This is a genomic window from Janthinobacterium sp. GW822-FHT07H10 (genome assembly GCF_058798675.1).
In genome coordinates, this window is the sequence record NZ_JBXAKS010000007.1 from 328,633 (window position 1) to 340,969 (window position 12,337).

The window sequence follows — 12,337 nt, forward strand, 5'->3', positions numbered from 1 at the left end:
TTACTTCCAAATATTCCAGGATGTCTGCATCCAGGCAGCGACGAAGACCAGGTAGACCAGCGTCAACGGGATAAACACTTTCCAACCGAGGCGCATGATCTGGTCATAACGATAGCGAGGGAAAGTACCGCGCACCCAGATGAACACCGACACGATGAAGAAGGTTTTTGCAAACAGCCAGAAGAAGCCGCCGAAACCGCCCCAGAATTCGAGGAAGGCAAACGGTGCGGACCAGCCGCCGAGGAACATGATCGAAGCCAGGGCGCCGATCAGGATCATGTTGGCGTATTCGGCCAGCATGAACATGGCGTAGGCCATGCCCGAGTATTCGACCATGTGGCCGGCCACGATTTCCGACTCGCCTTCGACGACGTCGAACGGGTGACGGTTGGCTTCAGCCAGGCCCGACACCAGGTAGATGACGAACATCGGCAGCAGCGGCAGCCAGTTCCACGACATGAAGTTCACGCCCTTGTCGGCGAAGTAGCCGATTTGCTGGCCGCCGACGATGTCGATGAAGTTCAGGCTGCCCGAGACCATCAGCACGATGACCATCACGAAGCCCATCGGGATTTCATACGAAATCATCTGTGCCGAAGCGCGCATGGCGCCCATGAACGAGTACTTCGAGTTCGAAGCCCAGCCGGCGATGATGATGCCGTAGACTTCCATCGAGGTAATCGCCAGCAGCAGCAGCAAGCCCGCGTTGACGTTGGCCAGCACGGCTTCCGGACCGAACGGCACGACCGACCAGGCGGCCAGGGCCGGCATGATGGTCATGATCGGGCCGATCACGAACAGGCCTTTGGCGGCCTTGGACGGGATGATGATCTCTTTGAACAGCAGTTTCAGCGCATCGGCGATCGGTTGCAGCAAGCCCAGCGGGCCCACGCGGTTCGGGCCCACGCGGATCTGGATCCAGCCGATCAGCTTGCGCTCCCACAGGGTGGCGTAAGCAACCAGGCCCATCAGCGGCAACAGCACGCACAGGATCTTGATCAAGGTCCAGAAGAAAGGCCAGCTGCCGCCCAGCAAATCCTGGCCGGTAGTGTTGATGACGTTTACAAATTCAGGCAGAGCCATCAGATTTTCCCCTCTGCTGTTTCAACTGTGATGTCACCGAACATGCCGCCCAGGCCAGCCGTCGAGGCATGCGCCGCCGACACCTTGACCACATTGGCTGGCAGGCCGGCATGAATTGCCGCCACCAGGATGGCGCTGCCGGAGCCTTGCGCTACCTTGACCTTGTCGCCCGCCTTGACGCCCAGCTTCTCAGCCAGTGCCAGGGACAGGTGCGCTTGCGGCGCGGCGCCGTCGACCGTGCGCAGCAGCGGTTCGGAGCGGCGTACCAGCGCGTCGGCGAAGTAGATCGGCACGTCGGCGATGCGTTGCAGCGCCGGCGATGCCGGTGCGTAGACGGCCGCTTCCGGCGCGTTCCTGGCGATGTTGTTCAGCTGTGCCGACAAGTCGGTCACGCCGGCGCCAAACGCTTCGTCGCGGATCGCTTCGGAAGTGTCGTAGTCGAAACCGGCCAGGCCCAGGATGTTGCCCAGAACGCGCAGCACTTTCCAGGCTGGACGGGTTTCCGCCAGCGGTTTCACGGTGCCGTTGAAGCTTTGCGCGCGGCCTTCGCAGTTGACGAAGGTGCCCGAGGTTTCGGCGAACGGCGCGATCGGCAGCAAGACATCGGCGTAATCCATGCCATGCTTGAAGGCCGACATCGCCACGACCATCTCGGCCTTGTCCAGCGCGGCGCGGGCCGCTTGCGGATTGGCGGCGTCGAGTTCCGGCTCGGCGTGCAGCAGCACGTAGGCTTTCTTCGGCGCGGCGAACGCGGCTTGCACGTTGGCGCGCGGCTTGGCGACCAGGTGCGCGCCTACCGTGTTGGCCGCTTCCGTCAGGTAGCCCAGCTTGGCGCCCGTCTGTTCGGCGATCCATTGCGCGGCAGCATGCAGTTGCGACGCTTGCGGGTGTTGCGTTGCGGCGTTACCCAGCAGCACGGCGCCGTTGTCGCCGGCCATCAGGCTGGCGGCAATGGCAACGGCCACGTCCGAAGCGGCAATCGCTTCGAAACCGGCTGGCGCGGCGATTTCTTTCGCTTTGGCAACAGCGACGACCACTTCCGACAAGGCTGCCAGCCAGTCGCTCGGCGCGACGATCATCTTGTTGGCGATGGTGATCAGCTGATCATCGTCGGACGCGTGCAGGATCGACAGCTTGGCGCCGCCCTTGACGGATGCGCGCAAACGCGTTGCCAGCAATGGGTGGTCCTTGCGCAGGAACGAGCCGATGACGAAGGCGCGCTTGATCTGGCCAAATTCGTTGATCGGCATGCCCAGCCATGGCTTCACGCCGGCGTCCAGCGCGAAGTCGGTCTGGCGCAGGCGGAAGTCGACGTTCTCGCTGCCGAGACCGTGAACCACTTTTTGCAGCAGGACCAGCTCTTCGACGGTCGAATGCGGCGTTGCCAGCGCGGCGATGGCGTCAGCGCCATGCTCGTGCTTGATATTTTTCAAACCGTGCGCCACGTATTCCAGCGCCGTCTGCCAATCGACTTCCTTCCACTCGTTGCCCTGCTTCAGCATCGGGGTGGTCAGGCGTTCGGCGCTGTCCAGCGCTTCGTACGAGAAACGGTCCTTGTCCGAGATCCAGCACTCGTTGACGGCTTCGTTTTCCAGCGGCAATACGCGCTTGACCTTGCCAGCTTTCACTTGCACGATCAGGTTCGCGCCCAGGCCGTCATGCGGGCTGACCGATTTGCGGCGCGACAGTTCCCACGTACGGGCGCTGTAGCGGAACGGCTTCGACGTCAGTGCGCCAACCGGGCACAGGTCGATCATGTTGCCCGACAGTTCGGAATCGACCGACTGGCCGACAAACGACACGATTTCCGAGTGTTCGCCGCGGCCGATCATGCCCAGCTCCATCACGCCGGCCACTTCCTGGCCAAAACGCACGCAGCGGGTGCACTGGATGCAGCGCGACATTTCTTGCATGGAAACCAGCGGACCGGCTTCCTTCGGCTGTACCACGCGCTTGTCTTCCTTGTAGCGCGATTCGCCCTTGCCGTAGCCCACTGCCAAGTCTTGCAACTGGCATTCGCCGCCCTGATCGCAGATAGGGCAATCGAGCGGGTGGTTAATCAGCAAGAATTCCATGACCGACTTTTGCGCCTGCACAGCTTTGTCGCTGGCGGAGCGCACGATCATGCCGGCACTGACCGGGGTCGCACAAGCGGGCAAAGGCTTGGGCGCCTTTTCCACTTCGACCAGGCACATGCGGCAGTTCGCTGCGATCGACAATTTCTTGTGATAGCAGAAGTGCGGAATGTAGGTTCCCAATTTGTTGGCGGCGTCCATCACCATGCTACCAGCAGGGACTTCGACTTTTTTGCCGTCTATTTCGATTTCAACCATGGTGATCGTTACCTGACGCAGCTTAGATATATGCGGGCACTAGGCAATGCTTGTGCTCGATATGATATTCAAATTCTTCACGGAAATTCTTAATGAAGGCCCGTACCGGCATGGCAGCCGCATCGCCCAGCGCGCAAATGGTGCGGCCCTGGATGTTGTCGGCGATCGAGTTGAGCATGTCCAGGTCGTCTGGACGACCCTGCCCCTGCTCGATGCGATGCACCATGCGGTACATCCAGCCTGTGCCTTCACGGCAAGGCGTACACTGGCCGCACGATTCTTCAAAGTAGAAGTAGGACAGGCGTTCCAGCGCCTTTACCATGCAGCGTGTTTCGTCCATCACGATGACGGCGCCCGAACCGAGCATCGAACCGGCTTTCGCGATCGAGTCGTAGTCCAGGTCGGTCTGCATCATGATGTCGCCGCGGATCACCGGAGCGGACGAACCGCCAGGGATCACGGCCTTGATCTTTTTGCCACCGCGCATGCCGCCCGCCAGTTCCAGCAGGGTCGCAAACGGGGTGCCGAGCGGCACTTCATAGTTGCCCGGTTTTTCCACGTCGCCCGAGATCGAGAAGATCTTCGAACCGCCGTTGTTCGGCTTGCCCATGGCCAGGTATTTCTCTGGACCGATGTTCAGCACGAATGGCACGGCCGCGAAGGTTTCCGTGTTGTTGATCGTCGTCGGCTTGCCGTACAGGCCAAACGAGGCAGGGAAAGGCGGCTTGAAGCGCGGCTGGCCTTTCTTGCCTTCCAGCGACTCCAGCAGGGCCGTTTCTTCGCCGCAGATGTAGGCGCCATAACCATGGTGCGCGTGCAACTGGAACGAGAACTCGCTGCCCATGATCTTGTCACCCAGGAAGCCGGCGGCGCGCGCCTCTTCCAGCGCTTCTTCGAAACGCAGGTATTCCTGGAAGATTTCACCGTGGATATAGTTGTAGCCGACGGTGATGCCCATCGCATAAGCGCCAATGGCCATGCCTTCGATCAGCGCATGGGGATTGTAACGAATGATGTCGCGGTCCTTGAAAGTACCCGGTTCGCCTTCATCTGTATTGCAGACGAGGTATTTTTGACCCGGGAACTGGCGCGGCATGAAGCTCCACTTCAGGCCGGTAGGGAAACCCGCGCCGCCACGGCCGCGCAAGGACGAAGCCTTGAGGTCGGCGATGATCTGTTCCGGCGTGATCTTCTCTTCCAGGATACGCCGCAGGGCGCTATAGCCGCCGCGGTTCACATAATCTTGCAAATGCCAGTTCTTGCCATCCAGATCCTTCAGGATCAATGGATCGATATGGCGGTTGTGGAGTGACGTCATTTCTTGAGTTCCTCCAGCATGGCGTCGATTTTCTCGTTCGACATCCAGCTGCACATGGTTTTATTGCTGACCAGCAAGACAGGCGCATCGCCGCACGCACCCATGCACTCGCCTTCAACCAGGGTGAACTGGCCGTCAGGGGTGGTTTCGCGGAAATCGATGCCCAGCTTCTGCTTCAGGTAGTCTGCTGCGCGCACGCCGCCCGACAGGGCGCATGGCAGGTTGGTGCACACGGTGATCTTGTGCTTGCCCACAGGCTTGACGTTGTACATATTGTAGAACGTGGCCACTTCCTGCACGGCAATGGCCGGCATGCCGATGTAATCGGCCAGTTCCTTCATGGTTTCCGGCGCCAGCCAGCCCAGTTCATCCTGGGCATGGGCCAGCGCGGCCATGACGGCGGATTGACGCTGGTCGGCCGGGTACTTGGCCAGCTCGCGGTCAATTTTCTTATAGCATTGCTCTGATAACAACATACTTTTTGCCTCTTAGCGGTCAATACTGCCGAACACGATATCTTGCGTACCGATGATGGTCACGGCGTCGGCAAGCATGTGCCCACGCGCCATCTCATCGAGCGACTGCAAGTGGGCGTAGTCTGGCGCGCGCAGTTTCATGCGGTACGGCTTGTTGGCGCCATCGGACACCAGGTACACGCCGAACTCGCCCTTCGGATGTTCCACGGCGCTGTAGGCCTCGCCTGGCGGCACGTGGAAACCTTCCGTAAACAGCTTGAAGTGGTGAATCAGCGATTCCATGTTGGTCTTCATGTCGACGCGGCCCGGAGGCGCCACCTTGCGGTTGCTGGTCATGACAGGACCTTCATTGTTGCGCAGCCACTCCACGCATTGCTTGATGATGCGGTTCGACTGGCGCAGCTCTTCCACGCGGACCAGGTAGCGGTCGTAGCAATCGCCGTTGGTGCCGATAGGAATGTCGAAATCCATCAAGTCGTACACTTCGTACGGCTGTTTCTTGCGCAAGTCCCACTGCACGCCGGAGCCGCGCAGCATGGCGCCCGTAAAGCCCATGGCCAGCGCATCTTCGGGCGAGACCACGCCGATGCCGACGGTACGCTGTTTCCAGATACGGTTGTCGGTCAACAAGGTTTCGTACTCGTCCACCGAGTTCGGGAAACGGCGCGCGAAGTCTTCGATGAAGTCCAGCAGGGAACCCTGGCGGTTTTCATTCAGCTTGGAAATCGCTTTTGCGTTGCGGATGATCGAGGCCTTGTGCTGCGGCATCGCGTCCGGCAGGTCGCGGTAGACGCCGCCCGGACGGTAGTAGGCCGCGTGCATGCGTGCGCCCGATACGGCCTCGTAGGCGTCGAACAAGTCTTCGCGGTCGCGGAAGCAATACAGGAACGGGCCCATGGCGCCGACGTCGAGCGCATGGGTGCCGAGCCACATCAGGTGGTTCAGGATGCGCGTCATCTCGTCGAACATGACGCGGATGTATTGCGCGCGCAGCGGCACTTCCAGACCCAGCATCTTTTCGATGGCCATCACGTACGCGTGTTCATTGCACATCATCGACACATAGTCGAGACGGTCCATGTACGGCACGGATTGCAGGTAGGTCTTCTGTTCGGCCAGCTTTTCGGTGGCGCGGTGCAGCAGGCCGATATGCGGGTCGGCGCGCTGGATGACTTCGCCATCCATCTCCAGCACCAGGCGCAGCACACCGTGCGCGGCCGGATGCTGCGGCCCAAAGTTCAGGGTGTAGTTCTTAATCTCAGCCATTATTTCATCCCGTAATGTTCTTCGCGGATCACGCGCGGCACGTTTTCCCGCGGCTCGATCGTCACGGGCTGGTAAATCACGCGCTTCTGTTCCGGGTCGTAACGCATCTCGACATAGCCGGAGACGGGGAAGTCCTTGCGGAACGGATGGCCGATGAAACCGTAGTCGGTCAGCAGGCGGCGCAAGTCGTTGTGGCCTTCGAAGAGGATGCCCAGCAGGTCGAACGCTTCGCGCTCGTACCAGTTGACCGCGCGCCAGATGCCGACCACGGAGGGCAGCAGCGGCATGTCGTCGTCCGGCGCGAACACGCGCACGCGCACGCGCCAGTTGTGCTTGACCGACAGCAAGTGCGAAACGGCCGCGTAACGCAGGCCATCCCAGCTACCATCGCCGTAGGTCGAGTAGTCGACGCCGCACAGATCGATCAATTGTTCGAAATGCAGGGTCGGATCGTCGCGCAAGGTCTGCATCACGGCCAGGTAGTCCTCGGCCTTGACGACCAGAGTGACCTCGCCCAGCGTGACGGTCGTGCTAACGCGTTCGCCCAGGGCAGTGCCGAGGGCGTTTTGCAAAACTTCTAAATGTGTTGTCATAATCTGAAGCGGCCCGGTTAGCGTGCGATCGTGCTGGTACGCTTGATCTTGTTCTGCAACTGCATGATGCCGTACAGCAAGGCTTCAGCGGTCGGAGGACAGCCAGGCACATACACGTCGACGGGCACGATGCGGTCGCAACCGCGCACCACGGAGTAGGAGTAATGGTAGTACCCGCCGCCATTGGCGCAGGAACCCATCGAGATGACCCAGCGCGGCTCGGCCATCTGGTCGTAGACCTTGCGCAGTGCCGGCGCCATCTTGTTGCACAGGGTACCGGCAACGATCATGACGTCGGACTGACGCGGCGACGGACGGAACACGACGCCGAAACGGTCCATATCGTAGCGGGCTGCGCCCACATGCATCATTTCGACCGCACAGCAGGCCAGACCGAACGTCATCGGGAACATAGACCCGGTGCGCGCCCAGTTGATCAGCTTGTCGGCCGAGGTGGTGATGAAACCTTCGCTTAATACGCCTTCAATAGCCATGGCTTATTCCCAGTCAAGGGCACCTTTCTTCCAAATGTACCAAAATCCGACCACGAATTCAGCGATGAACACCATCATCGTGACGAAACCGGCCCAGCCCAGGTCGCGCATTGCAACGCCCCATGGGAAAAAGAATGCCGTTTCCAGATCGAACAAAATAAACAGGATTGCGACCAGATAGTAGCGCACATCAAATTTCATGCGCGCGTCTTCGAATGCTTCAAAGCCACATTCGTACGGGGAGAGTTTTGCTGCGTCAGGCTTGTTAGGACCTAACAGGCGCCCCAGGAGCTGGGGAGCGATGCCGACACCGAGGCCGACAAGAATAAACAGCAGGACGGGGAAGTAATTTTCGAGGTTCACGATTGATGAGCTTATATTGAACGATCGGTTAAATGAGGACGCTGCGATCATTTGCAGCGTATCTAACGCACGACCCCAATCAAAGCTAAGACCAGGATCGAACGACACATCCTCGTAAAAAAAGCCAGCAACTTTGTACGAGCCATGGCTCGTGCGCCGTTGCTGGCTTCTGATTTCTGGTGCCGACGACGAGACTCGAACTCGTACAGCTTGCGCCACTACCCCCTCAAGATAGCGTGTCTACCAATTTCACCACGTCGGCGGTAAGGCCCGTATTCTACTCTGCTTTGCCGCTAAAGTTAATGCACAAATGCATCAAAACACAGATAAAAACGATAAATTTTTACATCTTCCAGCGCGCCAGGGATTTTTCCTGCCGCACTGCTAAAACATTGAGCAACAATCTGCCCGTAATGAGAATTACTCTCGATGAGGTATCGAGCAACTGCAGAATTACTTCGGAATGGCACCGGCCGGGGTGCTGGCAACCGGAGCCGCCGCTGCCGGAGCGCTGGCCGCTGGCGCCGCAGGCACCGTGGTCGGGATCGCGCCCGCGCCGGTGACCGGCACTGGCTTGACGACTTTATCCATCACGCCGCCGCCCACCGTGGTGGCGCGCTGGTTGGCCATCAGCGACAGAGCCAGGGTGGCGCCGAAGAAGATCGCGGCGGCAACGCCCGTCGACTTCGACATGAAGTTCGACGAACCGGTCGCGCCAAACAGGCTGCCCGAGGCGCCCGAACCGAAGGCGGCGCCCATATCGGCGCCCTTGCCGTGCTGCAGCAACACCAGCGCGATAATCGACAATGCCGAAATAACCTGTACCACCACTACCAGATTGAACATCATGTTCATTGCAATTCCATTCTTAGTTTAAATTAATTCAATCGGCGGCGTGAATAATTGCCAGGAAATCCGCCGCCTTCAATGCTGCTCCACCGATCAGACCGCCATCGATATCCGGCATCGCCATCAATTCTTTTGCGTTCTCTGGCTTCATGCTGCCGCCGTACAAGATCTGCACGCCGGCGGCCGCTACCGCATTCTTTGCTGCCAGCTGGCCGCGCAGCACCAGATGCACGTCCTGCGCCATCTGCGGCGTGGCCGTCTTGCCCGTGCCGATGGCCCAGACTGGTTCATACGCCAGCACCAGCCTGGCCACGTCGTCGGCGCCAATCGCCGCCAGTACGGCGCCCAGCTGCTGCGCCACGACCGCGTCGGTCTGGCCCGCTTCGCGCTGCGCCAGCGTTTCGCCGATGCAGACGATAGGCGTAATGCCTGCCGCCAGCGCGGCGACCGTCTTGGCCGCGACCTGCGCATCGCTCTCGCCATGGTAGGCGCGGCGCTCGGAATGCCCGATCACCACATAGCTGCAGCCAAAATCCTGCAGCATGGCGGTCGAGATTTCGCCCGTGTAGGCGCCGCCGGCGTGGGCGGAAACATCCTGCGCACCCCATGCAAGAGCCGAGCCTGCCAATTGCGCCTGGCACTGCGCCAGGTACGGTGCAGGCACGCAGACGGCGCTGGCGGCGCCAGAGGCAGCCAGGCCAGCGACTATTTCAGACAATAACACCGCGTTCGAGGTGCGACTGCCGTTCATTTTCCAATTTCCGACGACGAGTTTGCGACGCATAGTAGCCTAAATTCTAATAACCCGTCATTCTAACTCCAGCACCGATGCCGGTCAAACAGGCAGTGGCCCGTTTCAGGCAACTTGCAACATGATCTTGCCCACGTGCGTGCTCGCTTCCATCAGCGCATGCGCCTCGTTGGCTTTTTCCAGTGGGAACGTTTGATAGATCACGGGCTTGATCTTGCCCGCCTCGATCAGCGGCCAGACGGTCGTGCGCAGGTGGTTTGCGATGGCCGCCTTGAAGGCGACCGAACGGGGACGCAGGGTGGAACCCGTCACCGTCAGGCGGCGGCGCAGCAAGCTACCCAGGTCCAGTTCCGCCTTGGTGCCGCCCTGCACGGCGATCAGGCCGATGCGGCCATCGTCGGCCAGGCAATCGATTTCGCGCGGCAGGTAGTCGCCGCCCACCATGTCGAGGATGACGTCGACGCCCTTGCCACCGGTCAACTCCTTGACGACGGCAACGAAATCTTCCGTGCGGTAATTGATGCCCCGTTCGGCGCCCAGCGCTTCGCAGGCGCGCGCCTTGTCGTCGCTGCCCGCCGTGGCGAAGACGCGGTGGCCGAGCGCGGCCGCCAGCTGGATGGCCGTCACGCCGATGCCGGACGTGCCGCCCTGCACCAACAGCGTTTCGCCATCGGCCAGCGCACAGCGGTCGAAGACATTGCTCCAGACGGTAAAGAAGTTTTCCGGCAGGGACGCGCCTTCCAGCGCCGTCAAGCCTTGCGGCAAGGGCAGGCATTGGCCGGCGGGCGCGGCACAGTATTCGGCATAGCCGCCACCCTGCACCAGCGCGCAGACCAGGTCGCCCTTCTTGAATGCGGTGCTGCTGAAATCGCCATCGACGACTTCACCCGCCACTTCCAGGCCCGGCAAGTCCGACGCGCCGGCTGGCGGCGCGTATTTTCCCAGGCGCTGCAGCACGTCGGGACGGTTGATGCCGGCCGCGTGCACCTTGATCAGCAGCTCGCCCGCCTTGAACGCGGGCATGGGACGCTCGGCAACTTGCAAAACGTCGGCGGGACCGGGCTGGCTGATGGCAACTGCACGCATGGCGGAACTCTCTGAAAGGGGAAACGGCGATTGTACGCCAAGCCGCCAGCCCTTGCAGAGGCCCCCTCGATGTGCCCCGCCCCTTACGCGCCGCCCGTCTTCGATTGCCGCGGCAGCGGCGTGCCCGGCTTCCATTTCGCCGACAGGGCCTGGCCTTCCTCGACTTGCTCATGCGTCATCTTGCGCACGACGGCGGCGCGCTGGTCGGCCGCGTTGGCATTGCCGTTGGCGGCCGCCAGGTTCCACAGCATGTAGGCGATGACGTTATCCTGCTGCACGCCCCCCATGTGGTAGCGGTACATCAGGCCCAGCACCTGCTGCGCCTCGGCGTGGTTTTGCTCGGCCGCCTTGCGGAACCAGCCCACGGCCTGCTTGTGGTCCTGCAGCACGGCATTGCCCGTGTAATACATGGCGCCCACCACGTACTGGGCGTCGGCCTTGCCCTGCTCGGCCGCCTTGCGGTGCCAGAACATGGCTTGCTTGTAATCCTGCGGCAAGCCCCGTCCCATGTAATACATCAGGCCCAGCAAATGCTGGGCATCGGCATTGCCGGTCCTGGCCAACGGCAGGATTTCCTTGTAGGCCAGCGCGTAATTCTTGTTGTTGTAAGCGCTGGCGCCCTCGCTGAAGCCGGCCCGCGCAGGCAGCTGTATGGCGCACAGCATGAGTAGTGTAATGATCAGTTTTTTCATCGGAATGGGATGTGGTCTGACTGTTTTCTCTTGTCCTGCCAAGAACACTTGCGGCAGGATGCTTTCACTTCCAGCTAACTTTGCCCAGGCCCTCGACGCTGACATCGCGGTTGGCCGGCTTGCCGTACACCACCACCGAACCGAGTCCGCTCAGGTTCAGCTTGGCATTCGTATGCGCATTGACTGTTGCGTTGCCCAGGCCGCTCAATTCGAGGTTGACGGCGTCCGCTTCGAACTGCTGCGCGTTCAGGCTGCCCAGGCCGCCCAGGGTGGCCTTCAGCACGCGTCCGCGCCCGCCCAGCACGACGGAACCGGCGCCCTGCAAGTCCAGCTCCGCCCGCTCATTGTTGCCGATCCAGAGCTGCATGCTGCCCACGCCGCCGAGGCTGGCATTGAGCTTGCGGTAGTCGCCCACCAGCTTGATGCTGCCCGCCCCTTCCAGCGACAGGGTCAGTTCCTCGCCCGTGAAACCCGTGATATCGGTGCTGCCAAAGCCTTCCGAGCTCAGTTCGCGCAAGTTCGGCAAGACCAGGTCGGCGCGTATCGAGGCGGGATTGATCTTGAAGCCGCGCACTTCCGTTTCGATATGCAGGGTGTCGCCGCTTTGCGCCGTGCTGATGTCGGCGATATAGCGCTTGTCGGCCGTGATGCTCAGCGAGGGCACATTGCCCTGGCGAATGCGCACTTCCATCACGCCATCGAGTTTCACGCGTACCACGCGGGCATCGACGGTGCGCATTTCCAGCAAGCGGGTCTCGGCGGCCACGCCGCGCACCAGACCCAGTGTTGCCAGGAACAGCAGCGCCAGTTGCAATGTCTTTTTCATGTAATGCATCCTCGGTATCTTGTTTTTATCTGTCATGGCGCCCGCCGGGGGCCGCCTGCATGGCCTCATGCCGTGCCACTGTAGCAGCGTGAAAAATGGCTGACAATGACTTTAACAGGTGCTCTTATGCAAAACGGGCTTTTTCCGCGGCGCTCAGGCGCTTGGCTTTCACCTGCACCACGTGCATGGCGACCTGGCCGGCCGGGG

13 protein-coding genes and 1 tRNA gene are annotated in these 12,337 nt (G+C 60.9%); all 14 read right to left on the reverse strand.

Translation table 11 applies throughout. The annotated features are described in order from the left end of the window. Positions 1–1,083 carry an NADH-quinone oxidoreductase subunit NuoH gene (gene nuoH / locus AC1RDJ_RS18140; RefSeq protein WP_071322787.1) on the reverse strand — a complete coding sequence of 361 codons (1,083 nt, stop codon included), beginning with the start codon at positions 1,081–1,083 and terminating at the stop codon, positions 1–3. After that, entirely contained in the window at positions 1,083–3,416 is a 2,334-nt protein-coding gene (gene nuoG / locus AC1RDJ_RS18145; RefSeq protein ID WP_493028314.1) for an NADH-quinone oxidoreductase subunit NuoG, read from the reverse strand. Before nuoG ends, nuoH begins: the two co-directional genes overlap by 1 nt. Positions 3,417–3,438: 22 nt before the next feature. Next, on the reverse strand, positions 3,439–4,734 hold the full coding sequence (nuoF, locus tag AC1RDJ_RS18150) for an NADH-quinone oxidoreductase subunit NuoF (RefSeq protein WP_010399729.1): 1,296 nt from the start codon (positions 4,732–4,734) through the stop codon (positions 3,439–3,441). Next, positions 4,731–5,210, reverse strand: a complete 480-nt coding sequence (gene nuoE, locus AC1RDJ_RS18155; RefSeq protein ID WP_034779513.1) for an NADH-quinone oxidoreductase subunit NuoE — start codon at positions 5,208–5,210, stop codon at positions 4,731–4,733. Before nuoE ends, nuoF begins: the two co-directional genes overlap by 4 nt. A gap of 12 nt (positions 5,211–5,222) precedes the next feature. Further along, positions 5,223–6,476, reverse strand: coding sequence for an NADH-quinone oxidoreductase subunit D (locus tag AC1RDJ_RS18160; protein ID WP_010399731.1), 1,254 nt, complete (start codon positions 6,474–6,476; stop codon positions 5,223–5,225). Beyond that, a complete protein-coding gene (locus AC1RDJ_RS18165; RefSeq protein ID WP_289885759.1) occupies positions 6,476–7,069 on the reverse strand; it encodes an NADH-quinone oxidoreductase subunit C in 594 nt (197 codons plus the stop codon). Before AC1RDJ_RS18165 ends, AC1RDJ_RS18160 begins: the two co-directional genes overlap by 1 nt. A gap of 17 nt (positions 7,070–7,086) precedes the next feature. Next, positions 7,087–7,563 carry a NuoB/complex I 20 kDa subunit family protein gene (locus AC1RDJ_RS18170; protein ID WP_010399733.1) on the reverse strand — a complete coding sequence of 159 codons (477 nt, stop codon included), beginning with the start codon at positions 7,561–7,563 and terminating at the stop codon, positions 7,087–7,089. Positions 7,564–7,566: 3 nt separating this feature from the next. Further along, the gene (locus AC1RDJ_RS18175) at positions 7,567–7,926 is read right to left on the reverse strand and encodes an NADH-quinone oxidoreductase subunit A (RefSeq protein ID WP_071326314.1); all 360 of its coding nucleotides are present in this window, start codon (positions 7,924–7,926) and stop codon (positions 7,567–7,569) included. 177 nt (positions 7,927–8,103) lie between these two features. Then, positions 8,104–8,188: transfer RNA gene (locus tag AC1RDJ_RS18180), tRNA-Leu, on the reverse strand. Between the two features lie 191 nt (positions 8,189–8,379). Beyond that, positions 8,380–8,781: a preprotein translocase subunit SecG gene (gene secG / locus AC1RDJ_RS18185; protein ID WP_035820525.1), complete on the reverse strand. Its 402-nt coding sequence runs from the start codon at positions 8,779–8,781 to the stop codon at positions 8,380–8,382. Between the two features lie 28 nt (positions 8,782–8,809). Continuing rightward, positions 8,810–9,559: a triose-phosphate isomerase gene (gene tpiA / locus AC1RDJ_RS18190; protein WP_493028315.1), complete on the reverse strand. Its 750-nt coding sequence runs from the start codon at positions 9,557–9,559 to the stop codon at positions 8,810–8,812. 72 nt (positions 9,560–9,631) lie between these two features. Then, positions 9,632–10,612 carry an NAD(P)H-quinone oxidoreductase gene (locus tag AC1RDJ_RS18195; RefSeq protein ID WP_493028316.1) on the reverse strand — a complete coding sequence of 327 codons (981 nt, stop codon included), beginning with the start codon at positions 10,610–10,612 and terminating at the stop codon, positions 9,632–9,634. Between the two features lie 83 nt (positions 10,613–10,695). After that, positions 10,696–11,304 carry a tetratricopeptide repeat protein gene (locus AC1RDJ_RS18200; protein ID WP_289885751.1) on the reverse strand — a complete coding sequence of 203 codons (609 nt, stop codon included), beginning with the start codon at positions 11,302–11,304 and terminating at the stop codon, positions 10,696–10,698. 64 nt (positions 11,305–11,368) lie between these two features. Continuing rightward, positions 11,369–12,130, reverse strand: a complete 762-nt coding sequence (locus AC1RDJ_RS18205) for a GIN domain-containing protein (RefSeq protein WP_071326313.1) — start codon at positions 12,128–12,130, stop codon at positions 11,369–11,371. Positions 12,131–12,337: the final 207 nt, after the last annotated feature.

Excerpts from the sequence above, each read along its gene's own strand:
- AC1RDJ_RS18195 (WP_493028316.1), bottom strand. The coding sequence starts at position 10,612 with ATGCGTGCAGTTGCCATCAGCCAGCCCGGTCCCGCCGACGTTTTGCAA.
- nuoF (WP_010399729.1), bottom strand. The coding sequence starts at position 4,734 with ATGACGTCACTCCACAACCGCCATATCGATCCATTGATCCTGAAGGAT.
- AC1RDJ_RS18200 (WP_289885751.1), bottom strand. The coding sequence starts at position 11,304 with ATGAAAAAACTGATCATTACACTACTCATGCTGTGCGCCATACAGCTG.
- tpiA (WP_493028315.1), bottom strand. The coding sequence starts at position 9,559 with ATGCGTCGCAAACTCGTCGTCGGAAATTGGAAAATGAACGGCAGTCGC.
- AC1RDJ_RS18170 (WP_010399733.1), bottom strand. The coding sequence starts at position 7,563 with ATGGCTATTGAAGGCGTATTAAGCGAAGGTTTCATCACCACCTCGGCC.
- AC1RDJ_RS18165 (WP_289885759.1), bottom strand. The coding sequence starts at position 7,069 with ATGACAACACATTTAGAAGTTTTGCAAAACGCCCTCGGCACTGCCCTG.
- AC1RDJ_RS18205 (WP_071326313.1), bottom strand. The coding sequence starts at position 12,130 with ATGAAAAAGACATTGCAACTGGCGCTGCTGTTCCTGGCAACACTGGGT.
- nuoH (WP_071322787.1), bottom strand. The coding sequence starts at position 1,083 with ATGGCTCTGCCTGAATTTGTAAACGTCATCAACACTACCGGCCAGGAT.
- secG (WP_035820525.1), bottom strand. The coding sequence starts at position 8,781 with ATGAACATGATGTTCAATCTGGTAGTGGTGGTACAGGTTATTTCGGCA.
- nuoE (WP_034779513.1), bottom strand. The coding sequence starts at position 5,210 with ATGTTGTTATCAGAGCAATGCTATAAGAAAATTGACCGCGAGCTGGCC.
- AC1RDJ_RS18160 (WP_010399731.1), bottom strand. The coding sequence starts at position 6,476 with ATGGCTGAGATTAAGAACTACACCCTGAACTTTGGGCCGCAGCATCCG.
- nuoG (WP_493028314.1), bottom strand. The coding sequence starts at position 3,416 with ATGGTTGAAATCGAAATAGACGGCAAAAAAGTCGAAGTCCCTGCTGGT.